The 19,283-nt window shown below is 51.8% G+C and carries 10 protein-coding genes and 1 tRNA gene; 8 read left to right on the top strand and 3 right to left on the bottom strand.

Going from position 1 to position 19,283, the window contains the following annotated elements; translation table 11 throughout:
• The first annotated feature begins 8 nt into the window (after positions 1-8).
• The 4 genes from HF324_RS28865 (at position 9) to HF324_RS28850 (ending at position 5,333) form a co-directional block, all read left to right on the top strand.
• Positions 9-1,430: a RagB/SusD family nutrient uptake outer membrane protein gene (locus tag HF324_RS28865; RefSeq protein WP_168806783.1), complete on the top strand. Its 1,422-nt coding sequence runs from the start codon at positions 9-11 to the stop codon at positions 1,428-1,430.
• Between the two features lie 8 nt (positions 1,431-1,438).
• Complete coding sequence (locus HF324_RS28860; RefSeq protein WP_168861447.1) at positions 1,439-2,560, top strand: TlpA disulfide reductase family protein; 1,122 nt, start codon at positions 1,439-1,441, stop codon at positions 2,558-2,560.
• A 121-nt stretch (positions 2,561-2,681) separates the two neighbouring features.
• A tRNA-Gln gene (locus HF324_RS28855) sits at positions 2,682-2,752 on the top strand.
• A gap of 205 nt (positions 2,753-2,957) precedes the next feature.
• Positions 2,958-5,333 (top strand): ABC transporter permease, encoded by a 2,376-nt coding sequence (locus HF324_RS28850; protein ID WP_168861446.1) that lies wholly within the window; start codon positions 2,958-2,960, stop codon positions 5,331-5,333.
• Here HF324_RS28850 and HF324_RS28845 read toward each other — a convergent pair whose 3' ends face one another.
• Positions 5,334-7,040: an ATP-binding response regulator gene (locus tag HF324_RS28845; RefSeq protein WP_168861445.1), complete on the bottom strand. Its 1,707-nt coding sequence runs from the start codon at positions 7,038-7,040 to the stop codon at positions 5,334-5,336.
• Positions 7,041-7,200: 160 nt separating this feature from the next.
• Here HF324_RS28845 and HF324_RS28840 point away from each other — a divergent pair, with 160 nt between their 5' ends.
• From HF324_RS28840 to gap, 4 genes are all read left to right on the top strand, one after another.
• The gene (locus HF324_RS28840) at positions 7,201-8,547 is read left to right on the top strand and encodes an SWIM zinc finger family protein (protein ID WP_168861444.1); all 1,347 of its coding nucleotides are present in this window, start codon (positions 7,201-7,203) and stop codon (positions 8,545-8,547) included.
• 21 nt (positions 8,548-8,568) lie between these two features.
• Entirely contained in the window at positions 8,569-11,406 is a 2,838-nt protein-coding gene (locus HF324_RS28835; protein WP_168861443.1) for a DUF6493 family protein, read from the top strand.
• A gap of 34 nt (positions 11,407-11,440) precedes the next feature.
• Entirely contained in the window at positions 11,441-12,439 is a 999-nt protein-coding gene (locus tag HF324_RS28830; RefSeq protein WP_168806773.1) for a GlxA family transcriptional regulator, read from the top strand.
• Positions 12,440-12,523: 84 nt separating this feature from the next.
• A complete protein-coding gene (gene gap / locus HF324_RS28825; protein WP_168806771.1) occupies positions 12,524-13,525 on the top strand; it encodes a type I glyceraldehyde-3-phosphate dehydrogenase in 1,002 nt (333 codons plus the stop codon).
• Positions 13,526-13,669: 144 nt separating this feature from the next.
• Here the strand turns inward: gap and HF324_RS28820 are convergent, their stop codons facing one another.
• Together HF324_RS28820 and HF324_RS28815 are read right to left on the bottom strand one after the other, a co-directional pair.
• On the bottom strand, positions 13,670-15,412 hold the full coding sequence (locus tag HF324_RS28820) for a SusD/RagB family nutrient-binding outer membrane lipoprotein (RefSeq protein WP_168861442.1): 1,743 nt from the start codon (positions 15,410-15,412) through the stop codon (positions 13,670-13,672).
• An 18-nt stretch (positions 15,413-15,430) separates the two neighbouring features.
• Complete coding sequence (locus tag HF324_RS28815) at positions 15,431-18,985, bottom strand: SusC/RagA family TonB-linked outer membrane protein (protein ID WP_168861441.1); 3,555 nt, start codon at positions 18,983-18,985, stop codon at positions 15,431-15,433.
• Positions 18,986-19,283 lie beyond the last annotated feature (298 nt).

Genomic DNA, 19,283 nt, shown 5'->3' with positions numbered 1-19,283 from the left:
AAACGGCTATGAATATAAAATGGTTAAGCATCATTGGTGTTACGGCACTCATGCTGATCTGTTCCTGCAAAAGTGCACTGGACCTCAAGCCTAAGACCGATCTGGACGCCGGAACAGCGTTGACCGGTTATGAAAACCTGAAAGCGGCATTGAACGGCGTGTATTCGTTGGTAAACGATTTCAAATACCTGCCGCGTTATATGAACCTGGTAGAGTTAAGCACAGATAATACAGAGGTCATGAAGGCCGGCAATAATGCTACTACTGCCGGTATCGAGTGTTATTCGTTTAAACGTACAGCCTCCATGCTGGACATAGGTGCATGGAATGCCGCTTATAAAGCCATTTACCACGCTAATATGGTGATCAATGCTATCGCGGACGATGCTGCGCCCAACATGCTGCAGTTAAAGGGGGAGGCCCTTTTTCTCCGCGCTATGCTGCACATGCAGCTGGTACAGGTTTTCGGTAAACCGTATGCACAAAATGCGGGCGCTCATCCCGGTATCCCGTATGTGTTTTCCACGGATGCTGCCTTGCGCCCTTCCAGGAACACTGTAAAAGAAGTGTACTCGCTTGCGGCGGCGGACTATGAAAAGGCCGCCGGTATGATTGCTGAAACGAAATCCAATGCCTACGCTGGTAAAGCCGCTTGCTGGGCTGCGCTGGCTGATCTGTATCTGAATGCGGGCGATGCTGCCAAAGCGATCAGTTATGCGGATAAAGTCATTAACAGTAACCAATACACGCTGATGACAGGTAGTAACTACCTTACTTATTTCAGTACCGATCATAGCAGCGCGGCAGATAAAGAAACCATCTTTACCATTAAAAACCTGGACAGCCAGGGTAAAGGATTTTACGGTCTGGGCTATAGCTACACCCAGACGAAGTACGCGGCGGTTTCGGCGCCTCTGCTGAGCTTACTCACGGAAACAGCCGGCGACGTGCGGCTGGCGTTTTACACGAAGTTGTCTACCCCGGGCGGCGACCGGTATTTCACCAACAAGTTTGTGCAGAATGGCAATCCGGCGGTGAGTTCCCCGGTGATGTACCGTTTGACAGATATGTACCTGGTCCGGGCGGAAGCTAATGCTAAAACCAATCCGCAGGCATCGCTGGATGACGTGAACCTGTTGCGTAAGCGTGCAGGCATTACCGGTAGTGGGCTGTACCAGCTGTCGGATCTTCACGGCAGGGCAAGTGTTTTACAGGTAGTGCTGGACGAAGCACGGATAGAGTGTGCCTTTGAGAACGGCCGCCGCCGGGCAGCGTTGCTGCGCAACGGTTTGCCGATGGTCCGCGATTACGCCGGCAGCACTGTGCCGGGAAGCCATGTCAATATTGCCGCCACCGACAACAGCGTAATTTACCCGCTTCCCGCAACGGAGATTACGGTCAATCCTAACCTCACCCAAAATCCATTTTAATCCGTTATATGAAAAAGATCACCACTACTATCATCGGCTGTCTTGCGCTTACCGCCTTCGCTTATGCGCAGCAGAAAAAGCCATTTGTGCTGAACGGCACAGTTACCGGTCAGCCTGACGGTAAGCTCTATATATCGTATGAAGACGTTGCCGATAACAGGAAATTTGATTCGCTGACAGTCAAAAACGGCAGCTTTACCCTGAAAGGAGAGATCGCAGGAGCAGCAGTGGCATATGTGCGGTCTGCAAACAGGGAGGATAGTCCCGCCACGTTTGTGCTGATGCCCGGTACCCAGCAGTTCACCGCCGCAGGGGACAAGCTGAGCCTCGGCATCGTCACCGGTAACAATGCCAATGAAGGCGTTTTGGAGCTACAGCAGGAGAAAGCGTCCATCCAGCAGAAATATCAATCCAAACTGGATTCCATGCGGAATGAGAAAGATCATGAAGCGGCAGCGGCCATCCGGGAGCGGCTGGCGCCATTCTTTGAAGGCAACGACCAGGCCGACTACCACTATTTCCGGAAGTACCCGACGTCTGTGCTGACAGCCTACCTGTTGCGGTTTCATGTGGCAGATCTTTCCCTTGAAGCGTTGCAGGGATATTACGACAAACTCGGCGCCACCACCCAAAAGACCAGCTTTGCCCAATACATTGCAGACGAAATCAAACAGCTCCGCCAGGGTTCACCAGGGTCAACAGCCGCTGATTTTACCGCAAAGGATATAGCCGGTAAAGACCTGTCGCTGCATGACTATAAAGGAAAGTATGTGCTGCTCGATTTCTGGGCCAGCTGGTGTGTGCCTTGCAGGAAAGGCAATCCTCACCTCAAAACGCTGTATAGCCGCTACCAACCGAAAGGTTGGGAGATCATCGGCATCGCTGACGACGACAGGAATGAGAACGCCTGGAAGACAGCAGTAGCCAAAGACGATCTGCCGTGGAAGCATGTGCGGAGAGGGCTGGACATGTCCAGGTTAAAAAACAACCCGAAGGATATTTCATTGAAATACGGTATTCATTCACTGCCTACCAAAATCCTGATCAACCCCGAAGGCGTGATCATAGGGCGTTACGGCAGCGAAGGCGATGAGCTGGACAAGAAACTGAAAGAGATATACGGAGAGTAAGTTAAAAACCAACCATCCCGTAAAGGCTGAGCGGCAGGGCCGTTCAGCCTTTTTTTCAAGAAAATTTTTGTGATAGTTGTTTTTTATGAAAAAAAATTTACTTTTGCGACCCATTAGTGATTGCCCAATAGTATAATGGTAGTACGACAGATTTTGGTTCTGTTTGTCTAGGTTCGAATCCTGGTTGGGCAACGGAAAAACAAAGAAGCCGCTCAGAGAGCGGCTTCTTTGTTTTTGCACATCCCTTCAGGCATGCCGTGAAAAATAAATTGTTCGCAAATGAACACCCCCGCGTTAAAACCGGACAAAGAGAATTTCTTAATTTATTGATTTTTAGTTGTTTAAGTCGATGGCATTTTATTAGCGCGCTTGGAGTGTCTTTCAAAAAATATTCCCCATGCTTCGTAATTATCTGAAAACCGCCTGGCGCAATGTTGTTAATAATAAAGTGTACAGCGCGCTGAATATTGTAGGTCTGGGTATCGGTATGGCCGTGGGTTTGCTGATCATCCTGTGGGTAGCAAACGAATATTCGTATGACCGGTTTTTACCGGGTCATGAACAGTTGTACCAGGTGATGAAAAACAACCCTGATAACAACGGGGGTATCAGGACGGTCAGTACCGTATCTCTTCCGCTGACGGATGTATTACGGAAAGATATTCCCGGTATCCGGTATGTGGCCGTAACGGACTGGTCTATCAATCACGGGCTGGTGGCAGGTGATAAAAAGCTGTATCTCCGCGGCAGCGGTGTAAGTGAAGATTACCTGCGTATGTTCCGCTTTTCGATGCTGGAGGGCGATGCCGGCAGCGCATTACAGGGCCCCAATTCCATTGTGTTGTGCGCTTCTACGGCCAGGGCATTGTTTGGGACCACAGATGTGGTAAATAAACTTGTTCGTATCGATAACCAACATGACCTGAAAGTGACGGGCGTGGTACAGGACGTACCCGCCAATTCCACCCTGCAGTTTAAATACCTGATACCTTATTCCTACCTGATACAGACGCAGCCCTGGCTGCAGGCGGCGCGTAACGACTGGGGCGATAACTCTTCCCAGGCCTTTGTAGCGCTGGAGCCGGGCGTATCTTTCGAAAAAGTGTCGGCGCAGATAAAAGATATTATCCATCGTTATGATGCCAAAAGGAAAGAGGAAATTTTCCTGCATCCGATGGACAGGTGGCGGCTTTACAGCGATTTTGAGAACGGAAAAGCGAGCGGCGGTTTTATCACCTATGTGCAGATGTTTACGCTGATAGGCGTATTGGTGTTACTGATTGCCTGTATCAATTTTGTGAATCTGTCGACCGCGCGTTCGGAAAAGCGTGCCAGGGAAGTGGGCGTGCGTAAGGCCATTGGTTCGGGGCGGCGTGACCTGGTGATGCAGTTTTTGCTGGAGTCGCTAATGCTGACGGGACTGGCCGCTGTGTTGAGCATTGGTATGCTGCAATTGGCATTGCCGCTCTTTAACAGGGTGATCGACGGTAGCCTGCACGTTCCTTACGATAAGTTGTCTGCCTGGGGCATACTGTTGTTATTTATTGTAGTTACGGCTGTTATGGCAGGGAGCAGGCCTGCTTTTTATTTATCGTCTTTTGAACCGGTGAAGGTGCTGAAAGGTGGTCAACAGGCGGGCAAATCGGCGGTGCTGCCCCGCAAGGTGATGGTAGTGGCGCAGTTTGCGGCCTCTGTAGCTTTGATCATTAGTACCATCATTATTTATCAGCAGATTCAATATGCAAAGAAACGACCGGCGGGATATAACGCTTCCGGTTTGTTATACACTTATATCAGTGAAGATATGAAACGGAACTATCACGCGTTGCGGCAGGAATTACTGCAGAGCGGCGTGGTGGAAAGCGTGGTAAGGGCATCCAATCCGGTCACTTCCATCTGGTCGCGTACGGTGGTGGAAGAGTGGCAGGGGCGCCGGGAAAATCAGCCGCTGATGGTGTCAGAAATTGCGGTATCGGCAGGTTATTTCTCTGCGATGGGTATGCACCTCAAGGAAGGGCGTGATTTTTATCCGTTACCGGCTAATGATTCAGGGTATGTGATCATCAATGAAGCGGCCGTTAAGCGTATGGGGCTTACAGCGCCTGTGGCCGGCCAGCATATCCGCTGGAGAGGAGGGGAGCCTGCTGTTATCGCGGGCGTGATAAAAGATGCTGTGATGGAGTCGCCGTTCAAGCCTGTGGAACCGGCGGTATTCGCTCATCGTGATGATGATGCTATTACCCTGTTATACCGGCTGACAGACAAAGTGGACATGCATACGGCGCTGGCGAAGATCGCCCCGGTTTTTAATAAATATAACCCGGGTTACGCTTATGACTATACGTTTGCGGCTGACAGCTATAATAAGAAGTTTAAGCTGGAGGCCTTGTCTGGTCAGCTGGCGGCTATTTTTGCGGTGCTGGCCGTTTTTATTTCGTGCCTGGGTTTGTTTGGCCTGGCGGCTTATGTGGCTGCACAGCGGACCCGTGAGATCGCCATCCGTAAAGTAATGGGGGCCTCTATTGTACAACTGTGGCTGATGTTATCGAAGGATTTTGTCACGCTGGTGTTTATTGGTTGTTGCATCGCGGTGCCGGTATCCTTTTACAGCCTGCAGCACTGGCTGGATAAGTATGCCTATCGTATCCATATCGGTCCGGGTGTGTTTATGGTGGCGGCAGGAGCTGCGCTGCTCATTACTATCTGCACTATCAGCTATCAGACTATCCGTGCAGCGCTGGCCAACCCGATGCACAGTCTGAAAGCGGAATAATTATGGAATTGGTTTCGTCAGCTTTATGCTGGGCAGATGTTTTCGGATGATGTCCACCAGTTCTCTTCTTGTAAAAGGTTTTAGCAGGAAGTCAGTAGCGCCGGCGGCCATAAACTCTTCCTGCTCCTGCAGAAATGTTTCTCCGGAGGAAACGATCGCGGGAATGTGGCGGGTGGCATCGTCGGTGGCCCGCAGCGCCAGCAGGAAATTTTTGCCATCCATGACGGGCATTTTACCGTCGGTGATGATCAGGTCGGGGGTGATCATCTTCAGCAGTTCCAGCGCTTCTACGCCGTTTTCCGCAAAGTAGGGCGTGGCGCCCATGCTTTTAATGGCTGCGCGGAAAGAGGCCTGGTTGAGTTTATCATCTTCCAGCACGAGGATAATATAATCCTGGTATATTTCGTCCACCGGTTCAGGGTGAACGTTCTCCTGTATTTTAAAGCCTGCTTTCAGCGGAAGGACCAGCAGGAAGCTGGTCGTACCGCTTGAATTGGTGGCGGTGATGGTACCGTTGATTTTCTCTACCAGTTGTTTGGTGATGGATAACCCAAGGCCTGTGCTTTCCACCATATGCTCCTTGCCGGCGTGCGACACGAAAGGAAGAAAGATGTCATGCAGCTGCTCCGGGTCCAGCGAACTCACATTGTGTGTTTCCAGGTGGATATGATCGCCGGCCTTTAACACGTTGAACCGCACAACGGAATTTTTGACGGCGTATTTCAGTGCGTTGGACGCCAGGTTGTTGATGATTTTGCTGAGGATGGTGCTGTCGGAAAGAATGTATTCCGGCAGTTGTGCGTCGTAGTTGAGCACGACGTTGATTTTCCGCGATGATGCAATGGGGCGCAGCATCAGGATACATTCGTTCATGCATTCCCGTAAGCTGAAGCTTTCATTTTTCACTTCGTTGAACTGATGTTCTTCTATCTTGGCAAGGTCGAGTTGATTGTTGATAATTTCCCTGATGAGCAGCGACGCCACCTGCAAATGCTCTGTTTCTTTACGGATAGCGGCTACCAGCGCTTTGTCTGCCGGATGTACCGCCTTTTCCAGTTTTGCTACATTTTCGTTGAGCCCTTCCGCGATACCCATGATCGATGTCAGCGGTGTCCTGATTTCATGGTTGGTTTCCCGCAGGTACCTGGTTTTGGCTTCGGATGCCTTTTTCTGTTCCGCCATCATGGTACGTACCTGTTTGATATAGAAATAAAGCATGATGCCATTCAACGCGGTGCCGGTAAGCACTACTATCAGCCGGATGGCCAGCATACTGCTTTTGCTGAAGGCGATGGGGGTAACCAGATGATAGGAATAGTTGACCTCGAGCAATACTACCATTAATCCCACATAAGCCCAGAAAAGGTTCCGCAGTTTCCGGCTGGTTATCAGCAGGTCGGAGGCGCCCATCAGGAAAGCGGCGAGCAGGTGTATTTCTGATACAGGCCCCAGCACGATACCGTAGAATACCAGTGCCGCGTCGAGCACTATAAAAAATATCAGGATAACGTTATCCACGCCGATGCGGCGATGCAGGAACGGCAGGCAAAAAAACAGCACTCCCACAAACAGTTCGAGGTAGAAGGCCGGTGCAAAATCGATCAGGTAAAACACGGCCATGCCAAGGGTGAGTGACAGGACGGCCAGCAGGAGACAGATCGTATTAAAAAAGGATACTGGTTTATCCGAATAGGCAGCAATTTTCATAGTCGTTTTTCATTATTCAGGGATGGCATGGATAATGTATTCCCGAAATTAGTTTTTTCTATTTTAGGAATACTAATCCTTATGGTTATTTTTGTTCAGATACTTACAATACCTGTATCCTGAATGCCGGTATAAATGAATGTTCCTTTTTTCCATTGACATGATACCCGAAAGCAACACTATCAGTTACAGTTACCCGGCGCCATCGGCCTTTATTGCAGGGGGCGAATCCCGCCTGCTGCTGGCGGGTTACAGTGAATTAGAAAAATCGTCCGGTCCGGCTTTCTTCGAAGGCAGCCTGGAACAACCTTATATCACCGCCCGTTGCCTGATCGCTTTATCCAATGTGGTGCGGTCGTCATTTACCTTGTCACCGGCGCAGGCCGGCCTGATGAAAGACCCGATTGTGACGGCAGGTGCGGAGAAATTGCGTTTTGAAGGCTTTTCGCAATGTGCCGGCGTGTATGCGCGGGTGGATGTGCTGCCGGGCGGCCATCGTGGTACTTTCCCTGCCAACGGCACGGTGAACGTGGATTTTAATCAGCCGATGATCAATGCGCTGCATGCTGTGGGGAGAAGTGATACCATGCAGCTGACAGTGAATGCCACAGCGATCAGCGTACAAAGCCAGCCGGAGGAGCGTATTACAGAGAAGAAGGTGCCTTTGCCGGTGAAATGGATCAAAGGCCTGACGACGGTGCAGCTGTTCCTGGCGGCATCGGAGAAAGTGCATACGTTGAATAAAGTGCAGCTGCGGCAGCTGTTTCAGGGCATCCCGGCGGGTACCGTGAAGGCAGATTATTACCTGGCCGTGCGGGGCAACAGGCCCGCTTTTTCGCCGGTGAAAACAGCGAATGCCGTTTGTGTGGGCGGTATACACCGGCTGCGTTTACTGGAGCCACTGCTGCCACTGGCAGAAGCGCTGCAGGTGTTTGTGCATCCCGACATGCAGAGCACTACATGGCAACTGTATTTTGGTAACGTACGCTTCAGTCTTAGCCTGTCGCGCGAAGCCTGGCGCGGTTTTTCCGGTGAAGGCGCCGCGCTGGACGCGCTGGTGGCAGACGTGCCTGAACGGCTGATCAGCGCTATGGATAAATATGGTCATGTGAACCAGGAGTTCAACGCCACGTTGCTGGCGGTGGAGGAACAAGCCGGCTTTGAACAGATAGACCAGCTGACGGCCCGCCTCGCAGCGATGGGTTTACTCGGGTTTGACCTTGACGACAATGTCTACTTTTACCGCCGTCTGCCTTTTAAGCTCAACAGGATCATGAGCCTGAACCCGCGCATGAAAGATGCGGAGCAGCTGCTGGCAGAAGACAAGGTGGGCATCGTTTCACAAAAAGAAAACAAAACGGAAGCGCGGGTTGCCGGCAGCGGTGTTACCCACACCGTGGTGATAGAAGACGATCTGGCCCGCTGTACCTGCACGTGGTTTGCCAAACACCAGGGAGAACGCGGTCCGTGTAAACATATTCTTGCTGTACGAAAAAAAATAAACTGACACTTAACCCAAAATGATTGTATGACTCATCTGGAAGAACTGGAACAGCTGTTAACCGCAGAACGGGAACAGGACATTGTGCCGTTCCTGCAACGATTAACCCCCGAAGAAAGAAAAACGCTTACACCAGGGCTGGCCAAACTGGTGACATATTACTCAGAATTTGTGTCTCCGCGCCCGAACACAATGACGTCGCGTATGACCGTCCTGCAGGCGAAGATGTTGACGATCGCCACTTTTGTATGTTATGATAAAGCCGCTTTCCAGCGCACGAATTTTTCTTTTACGCTTTTCCGGGAACGTTTGCCGGAGAAAATCATTTCCTGGTACATGCCCGGCTGGTTCAATGAATGGATGCAGGAGATGGCGGAAAAGGACGCATTGCCCGGAGACCTGGACTACTGGCAGCTGCTGGACCTCCAGGCGAGAGGAGCGCTCACGCTGACACCTGCTATGGTAGTAAGCCGGCTCCCTATGGCGATCAACGGTAAGCACCGGCTATACGAACCGGCCAGGTTGTTTGAAGCGCCGGCTACCCTGTCGGAACATTTCTGGTACCTGTTCGAATATCCGTCAAACATACATTTCAGCGATAATTGGACCAACAGTAAGAAAACAGGAGATACGGAACCCAACTGGAAAGGTTTTATCCTGCAGTATACCGGTGATGGTACCATCGATCGCCTGCGGGTGCTGGAAGAATGCCTGAAGGCGGTGAACCGGAATTTCAATAAACTGCAGGTGGGCTGGTTTGTGGATATGCTAACGTTACTGAAACCATCCCAGGCAGAGTTGGAGCAGCTGCAGCCCCTGTTGTTGCAGGCACTGAACTCGCCGCAGTCCAAAGCAGTGGGCACTGCGCTGGGTTACCTGAAAGCCCTGGCCGGCAATAAGGAGTTTAACCATCAGGCTTTGCTTGATCATCTGCCGCAGGTGATGGCCGCCGATAAAAAGAACATTATTACTACCACGCTGCAAATACTGGAAAAAGCAGTTAAAGTGCGTCCGGAGATTAAACAGCGGGCTTCCCTGGAGCTGTGTGCCGCTTTCCTCTCAAAGGATGAGGACCTGCAGGCGAAAGCCGCCAAACTGATAATGCAGTGGGCGGATAAGCATGATGCTGCCTTACGGGAGCAACTTTCACAATACAGCAGCAGTATGCTCGCCAGTACCCGGAATACATTCAAAGACCTGTTGGCAGAAGAACAGGCAGACGTGCCAGCAGAAGCGCCGGAAGTTACAGAGCGGCTGCCTTTGACCGGAGAACATAACCGGATTGTTACCGGGGACCTGGTATTTTTTGCCAGCCAGGTATTTGAAAATAATGCCACCTGGCATTTTGATCTGCTGCCGGCCATGCTGTTGGCAGCGCAGGATAACATCACCACCGAAACACTGTTGCAGCTGGAACCGGCTTTGCAACGGGCGGCTACCATACTGAAACGCCCATCCGGTAACACGGGGTTGCTGGATATGACACTGGCTGTCTTCTTCCTGAATTACGGTAAATGGATGGCGGATAACGATGCCGCCTATACGGCCCGGCTGAATGAAGTGAAACAATCACAGCACTGGTGGCGTGGCCGTCATGAGTTGCCGGAGCTGGAGCACTGGAAGACGTCCCGCACGGAGAGCGCAGTATATGCGCCACACCGGAGACTACTGATACTGGCACTGAAAAAGGTCCGTGAGAAAGACCCGTTGCCGCTGCTTTCAACGCCCACGCATGAACCGGGGTGGATAGCTCCGGAGGTGCTGGTACAACGATTGGGCTTGTACCAGTCGGCCGGCGTATCACCGGACGGGCTGGACCTGCAGATAGCGATAGCACGTTGTGCGCTGCAGGATACTGCCGCTGCCCTGGCATTGGTGGCGCAATGGCCTGCCGGCGAATATCGGCAGTTACTGACTTTCCTGCTGGACACCGCTGCCATGCCGCAGGGCCCCTTCACCATGGAAGACGCCTGGATGCAGGCGGGGCTTACCAAAGCGCCCCGGACGATCTATGACGCTTTTGCCGGGTTTTCGTATAACCGCTTGCCGATAGCGCTGCTGAACGGAGACTTTGAATGGAAGACAGGCGGCAAGCCGTATTTGGCATATGGCAAGTATAACGCCGAGAAAAGGGATTACGACCGGTATATGTCAGAAGAGCTGGTGATGGATATCACTTTCCCTGAAGGGGAAATCCTGAAAGGGAAGTTGCCGTTATTGCAGGAATACCTGAACGGAGTGGGTGAGTATTTCTCCGTTTCCATTACGGATGTAGCCAGGCTGCTGCTGCTTACGCCCAATCATCCGGATGTGTTGCTGGCGCGGGTCATGAGATCCTGTCAGCGTTCTTCGGGATATTACGAGGTGAATGAAACAGGCATCGTGTTAAACACGCTGAAAACCCTGCACAGCCTGGACATACCGCCTTCAGAAATGATGTACCTCTGCATTGCGCTGAGTATGTTGCATGCCGATAAAACAGTCAAAGGATATGCCGCCGAATACTGGAGCAGCCGTATTCCTGACCGTATCAGCAGTGAGAAGCTGGGACAGACCATTGGTCTGCAGCAGCGGGTGGGCTGGGCGCCGATGAAACGCTTTACCGACCTGGTAGCTACGCAAACGCAAATCAGCCGGCAGCAGAACGAGGCGTTGGAAACACTGCTGACAGCCTGTCTTGCCGTGTTTACCGAAACACCGGTAAAAGACCTTAAAAAGCTGCTGGAAGTGTATGGCGAAGTGCTGGCGATCAACAACAGCAGTATCAGCAATACTGCTGTTATACAGCTGCTGACTGCATGGCAGGGCAGCAGTACCGTGAAAAAAACAGCGCAGCAGCTGTTAAAACGGGTAGTGCAGGCATAGCCGTTTTTTCTGTGTACTTTTGGAAAAATATCAGATGTCCGTGTCCAAAAAACTGGTTGTTATCGTAGCAATGGAGGGTACCGCCCTGCTGGACATTGCGGGGCCCTGCGATGTTTTCTCGCAGGCCAATAAAATACTCCGCAACGACGCGCAGCAACCGGGGGATGGTTATGAGATACTGCTGGCTTCGGCAGTAGAAGATCATCACCTGAAAACGCAGAGCGGCGTGGAGCTGGTATGCCCGGTAACGATCGAAGAACTGGACCGCCCTATCGATACGCTGCTGATTGCCGGGCTGGGCACAGAATTTCTGCAATACAACCTGCACCATTTTTACGAATGGCTGAATAAAGTATATCCCCGCCTGCGCCGTATAGGCTCCGTCTGTATCGGCGCTTACGCGCTGGCGCGGGCAGGGATACTGCGTGGTCGCCGCGCCACTACCCACTGGCAATACACGCAGGATTTCCAGGACCGGCATCCTGAGGTACAGCTGGACACCAACCCGTTTTATACACGTGACGGGAACGTATATACGTCCGGTGGCCTGGCTTCCGGTATCGACCTGGCTTTTGCCCTGCTGGAAGAAGATTATGGCCGGGACCTGGCAGCCCAGGTCGCCAAAAGGATGGTCATCTACCTGAAAAGGCCAGGGTACCAAACGCAGTTCGGAGAGCTGCTGGACCACCACCGGCTGGCCAATACGCTCGCCGGTAAATTGCGGCCCTGGATGACACAAGAGCTGCATCAGGACCTGAGCGTGGAGCGCCTGGCCGCACAGGCCAATATGAGCCCCCGTAACTTCGCCCGCGTTTTCCTCCGTGAGTCTGGCCTCACTCCCGCCAAATTTGTGGAAAAGCTACGGGTGGAAACCGCCCGCAAGTATCTCGAAGAAAGCGACCTCAGTATAGAACAGATCGCCGAAAAATGCGGCCTCGGCGGGATGGTCTCCATGCGCCGCGTCTTCCTCCGCCATATCTCCGTTTCCCCGAGCGACTACCGCCGCAATTTCCGCACCTCCCTGCACGCTTGAGTTGGCAGAAATTGTATATTTTTCGTCATTTGAGACAGATGACGGTTGGAGTACTTTTGTACTGTAACCAAAATTATTCAAGCGATGAAAATAGCTATCAACGGATTCGGCCGTATCGGAAGAATGACCCTCAGAGCTTTACAGCATAAAGACAATGTGGAGGTAGTAGCCATCAATGACCTGATGGGCGCAGACATCCTCGCTCACCTTTTCAAATATGACACCGCCCACGGAAAGTTTCCCGGCACGGTTTCCCATACCAGCCAACAACTGATCGTTAACGGAAAAGAGATCCTGCTTACCAGCGAAAAAGACCCTGCTAACCTGCCCTGGGGGCAACTGGGGGTAGATATGGTGATAGAATCCACCGGGAGATTTACCAGCAAAGACCAGGCGCAGGCACATATCCGCGCAGGCGCCCGCCGCGTACTGATCACAGCACCTGCCTCCGGTGGCGTGAAAACCATCGTAGCCGGTGTAAATGAAGATATTATCGAGCCGACAGATGAAATACTGTCTACCGCTTCCTGCACCACTAACAGTATCGCCCCTCCGTTGTTTTTGCTGGACAAGGCATTTGGTATTGAATCCGGTTTTATGACCACGGTACATGCTTTCACTATGGACCAGATGCTGCAGGACGGTCCGCATAAAGATTTCAGAAGGGCCCGTGCAGCCACACAGTCTATTATTCCCACCACCACCGGTGCGGCCAAAGCGATCGGCGATGTGTTGCCGGCGCTGAAAGGTAAGCTGGACGGCGTTTCTTACCGGGTACCGGTAATTGACGGCTCTATCGCGGAATTGTCACTGGTGCTGAAGCAACCGGCTACGGCGGCGGAAATCAACGCCCTGCTGAAACACCATGCGGCAACGGACCTGAAAGGTGTCCTCGAATACACAGAAGAACCTTTTGTATCTGCGGATATCGTGGGGAATACCCACTCTTCCATTGTAGACGGCAGCATGACGAAAGTCATCGGCAACCTGGTCAAAGTAGTGGCCTGGTACGACAATGAAGCCGGTATTTCCAACCGCATCGCGGAACTGGTGACAGCGGAGATCTTTGATACCGCTGTTATTTAGGGATTTTTTGATTTACGATTTTTTGATTTCGTGGATCAAGGAGCATATAAAAAAGGAGACCAAAGCGATCATCTATTCGCTTTGGTCTCCTTTTTTATTATCCGCAAAATCAAAAAATCGTAAATCAAAAAATCCTTAAATAGATTACTGGTAGTTGTAATTGTCCCAGTAAGGTATTACGCCGCGTTGATTGGCCGGTACCCAGAAGATCGGGGAAGTAGCGTTGTTTTCGTTGGCTACTTTCGCGAAGTTGTCCGGGTTGTTGGTCAGCTCCACGGTAGGGTAGTGCACCCTTTCCGGCATTGGTTTCCATACGGAAGAATGCCAGGTGAAAGGCTCCAGTTTCGGGTGGCGGGTCCTTCTCAGTTCTGCCCACAGTTCATATGGCTGCAACAGGTTGAGGTGGATGTATTTCTGTTGCATCAGGATCTCCATTTTGTCTTCCAGTGTAGCCGCTGCCGTGAATTTGGTTTTGATGTTTTCGCCCCATGCGCTGACGATGGCGTCGGTAGGTTTGGATGGATACAATACGGAATCCAGCGTACCCCTGGCGTAGGTGCTGAGCTGGTTGAGATAGTACCAGAAATTGGTGCTATGCATTACTTCGTCCTTGATATGATCGCCAGCTGTTTTGCCGGTATTACCCAGGTTTTTCAGTGCGATCTCTGCGAGCAGCAGGTCCAGTTCACCCAGCGTGGCCATATACACCGGCATATTTTCATTGCGGTGCAGCGTGATATGGCTGTACATGGATTTAGCATTATTGGCCAGAGAAGAATTGATATTATCTGCAAAAGCGTAGTAACGCTGGCCGCTGCTGTAGAGTGCCTGCTGTTGTTCGATATCGCCGGACACGCCACGATAGTCTTTGAATTTGGTGGGCATGGCCAGTACCGGCAGGCGTGGATCATCAATACCGGGTTGATAGGAAGAGTCGCCGTAATTCAACCGTTTCATGATGATATTGGGAATGAAAGACGCATAGGTGTTTTCATACAGGCCCCGTTGCCAGGTGCCGCCACCGAAAACATCGATCTTATACCACATGGTCCATGTGAGGTCGGTGGTGGGCAAGGGTTTGCTCAGTGCGTCCTGGATCAGTGGTTTGGCATATGCTTCATCCACGCCGGCGATGCGGACCAGCATTTTCAGGCGGGTGAAGTTGATGAAGGCCACCCATTTGCTGATATCTCCCTTGAATGCAAAGTCTTGTTGCTGGAAGACTGTTTTAGCGGCGGGTGACATTTGGGTGAAAGCAGTTGGCAGGGTGTTTACCAGTCCGCCCAGGTCTGCAATGATAGATTGATATACCTGTTTGGGATCGTCATACTTCGGGAAGAGATATTGTGTTCCGCCTTTTACGCCCTGGAAAGCGTCGAAGTAGGGGATGGAGTTGAACAGGTCCACCAGTTTGCCGCATTGGTACAATTTTACGAAGGTGGCCAGTTTCAGGTATACGTCGCCATCCTGTTTCAGTTGCCCGGTACGCAGTTCTACGGAGTCTTTAATGACTTCATAGTTTTTGAGCCGGGTGTAGCTGTTCTGGAAGAAGGACTGGCCGGAGATCGGGTAATCATCGAAGCCGTTGCCGCTTACCAGGTCGTTGTAGCTGCTGAACCAGTCGTAGCGGTAGGAGATATACCGTTGCGCCACCTGACTGTAGCCGGTGATGCTGGTACCGCCGTTGAGGAGGTAATACCATTCACCATAGTCCTGGACAAACAGTTTGTTGTTGGTGATCATCTGTGTGAACAACCCGGGTATGACGTCGGTAACGGTGGCGTTCAGTTTGTCCGGGTCATAGAATCTTTTCTCCACATCTTTTTTACAGGCGCTGAAGGTAGCGGAGAGCGCCATCACGGCTATATATAAATATGATTTTTTCATGTTGTAGTTTTTTATTCGTTAGAAAGCTACGTTCAGCCCCAGGGAGAAAGTACGCAGTGTCGGGTAAATGGTGTTTTCCACATAGGTGTCCGCACCCAATGCGCCTTCCGGATCGATGTTGGGGATGGATTTATAGAGGTAGAACAGGTTACGTGCTGCTGCGGTGATGGTGAGTTTTTGCAGTTTCATGCGTCTTGCCACATCGCGGGGCACGTCGTAGGAGAGGGCCACTTCCCTTACTTTGATATAGTTGTTTTTGTACAGACGGTCCGGAGGGAATGAGGTGGCCAGGTCGTTGGCGTAGCTCATATAGTAGCTGCTGGCGTTGGTCATCTGTGTGTTAGGCACATATTTGCCGTTCGCGTCCTGCATTACACCGGGGAGAATGAGGCCGTCGTGGTATACGCGGCCGTTCTGGGCGCCGGCAGGAGCGGGCTGGTTATGTTGCCAGGGCACCATGTTGCCGCCTGCATCGTAATAGTAGGCCAGGCCGCCGTGTGCCTCATCTCTGTATTGCAGTGTGCTTTCCAGTTGACCTACACCGGTAAGACGGTTGTTGGTATAGGAGAAGATGGTACCGCCGGATTTGTAATCGAGGCCGATGCGGAGGTTAAAGTCCCTGTAACGGAAATCGGAGAGGATACCGCCGTAGAATTTAGGCATGATGTTACCGGCAGCAATAGATTTCTGATTGTTGAGGGAATACATACCGTTGGAACCTACGATTTTGTTACCGGCATCATCGCGCAGGTAGTCGTACATGATGATTTCGCCGTAGGGACGTCCTTCGTCGGCATGTACAGAGGCTGCGGAGCCGTTGATCAGGTTAGAGATGGGATTGTTGGTAACGCCGGGATAGAGGCGTACTACTTTAGAACCCTGGCTGGCTGCGTTTACGGTGATGTCCCATCTGTAGTTTTTGCCGAGGAGCGGGGTACCGGTGAGGCCCAGTTCGAGACCCCAGGCTTTCACGTCGCCCACGTTGATTTTAAGCCCTGTAGAGCTGGAAGCGGAAGATATCGGCAGATTGAAGATCTGGTTATAACGGTGATTGCTATACGCAGAGAAGTCAATAGTGAGGCGGTTGTCTTTAAAGAAGGAGTTGTTGATACCGATTTCAAACTCTCTTTTGCGTTCCGGTTTCAGTGCGCCGGGAAGGATGGCTTCCGGCGGCGTGATAGAGAGCGCGGTGGTGTTGGACAACCGGGTGAAGCTGTACAGGTTGTTGGCGAAATACCGGTTGGTACCGTTACCTACGTCGGCCCAGGACAGGCGTACGGTACCGCTGTTCATGCCGGGGATGGAGAAACGTTCGGTGTAGTTCCAGTTAAGGGCTACGCCGGGATAGAAGTATTTATTGTTTGCCGGGGGCAGGGTAGAGTTCCAGTCCATACGGCCCTGGACCTCGAGGGTGAGTTCACTTTTCCAGGACAGGGAGGCAGAAGCCAGCCAGCTGTACAGTACGTCGTTGCCGCGGTTAAAGCTTCTGATCTGATACAGGTTGGCGGCAGAAGGTGTACCGGATTCGTTGTTGAAAGAGTACAGGTCTGCAAAGTTGAGGCCGCCGATGGTATTGCTGCCGAGATAGTCGGAAGAGCGCAGGCGGTAAGCGCCGCCGGTGTAGGCAAACAGGTGGAGCCTGTCCTGCATAAAGGAGCGGTTATAGTTGAGCAGCGCCTGGTAAGTTTGCACCGTTGAATTTTCTTTCGCAATACCGAAGGAGCCGTTGGCTACGCTGGGTAGTATCCTGGTCACACTTCTTTCGGTGGTGTAGGTGGTGTTGTCGTAGTCAAGACCGGCCTGTCCCACGAGGAAGAGGTGAGGGGTAAAGTTCAGCGTTACCTTGGCGGAGGTGATCATGTGGATTTTATCATCCTTCAGGGAATTTTTGGAGCGGTCCCACATAAATCCTCCGAGGTTGGAGAATGCGGTGGGGACGCCGGCATTGGAGAGGTCCCGTTTGTACCCTGTCTGATCGGTGTAGAAAGGATAGATCAGGCCATAATCGTAATCCAGCGGCAGGCCCCATGCAACGGAGCCGTCGTTGGGACCGCGGCGGTTCAAGCTGGTGATGTTGTAGATATTGGAGATCACTTCAAAGCTGGCGAGGTTGGAAGCTTTGATGTTACCATTAAAGCTGAAGGTGTTTCTTTTCTGCCAGGAGTTATCGCCGTTGATATCTTTATAATAGTAGTTGGTATAGGAAGCACGCACATTACCTTTCTCGTTGCTGCCGGAGATAGCCACGTTGCCGGTGGTGGAGTGGCCGGGATTGAAGAGCGACAGGAAGTTATTGGTATGGGGAGAATTCTTTACCATGGAGCTGTCGTAGAACATGGCGTTGGCGCCGTCGAATTTAGGACCGAAGCTGAAGCGTTTGTTGGGGATGGTCCTGATTTTCTGTCCGTTGACCGTAGCATACACCGTATCGTAGATGTTATCACCGAGGCCGTACTGGTCCTGCAGTTTCAGGTAAGATACCGGTCGTTCTGTGGTATACTGGATGGAGCCGGTCATGCCCATGCCGGTGGCATTGCGGCCGCTTTTGGTGGTGATGAGCACTACGCCGTTGGCCGCGTCGCTGCCATACAGTACGGTGGCTTTGGCGCCTTTCAGGATCACCATGGATTCGATATCGGAGGGGTTGATATCGTTGATGCCTGCGCCATAGTCGAAACCCTGGCCTACGGGGCCGCCGATGGAGGTTTTACGGTCGCTGAGGATAACACCGTCCACCACGAACATCGGGCGGATGTTCTGGTCGGGGTTCATACTGGCGGCGCCGCGGATATTGATTTTGATACCACCCTGGGGGCCGGAGGCGCCCATATTCACGCCCACGCCGGCAGCTTTACCGTAGAGGGAGAGGAAGGGGTTCATGGTGGTACCGGCTTTGGTCAGTTCTTCGCCCTGTATGCTGCTGATGGCGTAGCCCAGCGTTCCTTTGGGGCGTTTGATACCGAGGGCGGTCACCACCATTTCATTGAGGCCGCTGGAGGCGGCGTGCAGCACTACGTTGACGGTGTTGGAGCTGCCGACGGTGATGGTGGCGGGCTGGAAACCGATAGAGGAGAACACCAGTACCACATTGCCTTGTGGTACTTCGATGGAGAAGCGTCCGGCAGCATCCGTTGCGCCTCCGGTTTTAGTCCCTTTTACGAGGTAGGTAACGCCGGGGATAGGGGTGCCGGTGCTGTCCTTTACCACGCCGGTTATTTTCCGCTTATCCTGTGTAACCTCAGCCACATTGATTTCACGTTCTTCTTTCCTGGTTTCTTTTTCTTTCAGGGCGATCACTTTTCCGATGATTTCGTAGGAGAAAGGTTGATCCCGGAAGATGGCTGCCAGTGTATGTTCGAGGGTAGCGTTTTGTACCTGTATGTCTACCGGTTTGCTTTTTTTCAACATGATGTCTTCGTACCAGAAACTGTACCCTGACTGTTTTTTGATGTCTTCGAAGACGCTCAGGAGGGTGGCATGTTTCCGGGATAGTGTGATCTGTTGTGACATAGACCGCGCGCTGATTTGCAGGCAGGCCACCGTCAACAGCAGGGTGACTATTTTAAGTCGCATGATCAGTCTTTTTTTGAAGGTGAGATGTGCACCGGATGTGCCTGTACGGTCAGGCGTGATTAGGCGTAGCCCTGGCACACAAAAGGGCCGTGCATGACGTTGATATTTCATACATTTGGGATGTTTGAGTTGATAAAATTTTGATACTGCGTAGTGTCATACCAGCTTAGACATTTTACCGGGGGCGGGTGAGAGCGCTCCTGGTTTTTTTATGCTATGCCGGCACAGATCTTTTAGGGACCTTTGTGCATGTCGTACAATTTGATTTTGGTTGTGTGTTTAATTGATACTAAAGTTG

The organism is Chitinophaga oryzae (genome assembly GCF_012516375.2).
Taxonomy (GTDB): Bacteria; Bacteroidota; Bacteroidia; order Chitinophagales; family Chitinophagaceae; genus Chitinophaga; species Chitinophaga oryzae.
Note: the sequence above shows the minus strand (reverse complement) of the source record. Positions and strands in the feature narration are given on the sequence as shown.

Bases quoted from the DNA above. Each gene is read 5' to 3' on its own strand.
- HF324_RS28830 (WP_168806773.1), top strand. From the start codon at position 11,441: ATGTCCGTGTCCAAAAAACTGGTTGTTATCGTAGCAATGGAGGGTACC.
- HF324_RS28815 (WP_168861441.1), bottom strand. From the start codon at position 18,985: ATGCGACTTAAAATAGTCACCCTGCTGTTGACGGTGGCCTGCCTGCAA.
- HF324_RS28835 (WP_168861443.1), top strand. From the start codon at position 8,569: ATGACTCATCTGGAAGAACTGGAACAGCTGTTAACCGCAGAACGGGAA.
- HF324_RS28820 (WP_168861442.1), bottom strand. From the start codon at position 15,412: ATGAAAAAATCATATTTATATATAGCCGTGATGGCGCTCTCCGCTACC.
- HF324_RS28845 (WP_168861445.1), bottom strand. From the start codon at position 7,040: ATGAAAATTGCTGCCTATTCGGATAAACCAGTATCCTTTTTTAATACG.
- HF324_RS28860 (WP_168861447.1), top strand. From the start codon at position 1,439: ATGAAAAAGATCACCACTACTATCATCGGCTGTCTTGCGCTTACCGCC.
- HF324_RS28850 (WP_168861446.1), top strand. From the start codon at position 2,958: ATGCTTCGTAATTATCTGAAAACCGCCTGGCGCAATGTTGTTAATAAT.
- HF324_RS28865 (WP_168806783.1), top strand. From the start codon at position 9: ATGAATATAAAATGGTTAAGCATCATTGGTGTTACGGCACTCATGCTG.
- gap (WP_168806771.1), top strand. From the start codon at position 12,524: ATGAAAATAGCTATCAACGGATTCGGCCGTATCGGAAGAATGACCCTC.
- HF324_RS28840 (WP_168861444.1), top strand. From the start codon at position 7,201: ATGATACCCGAAAGCAACACTATCAGTTACAGTTACCCGGCGCCATCG.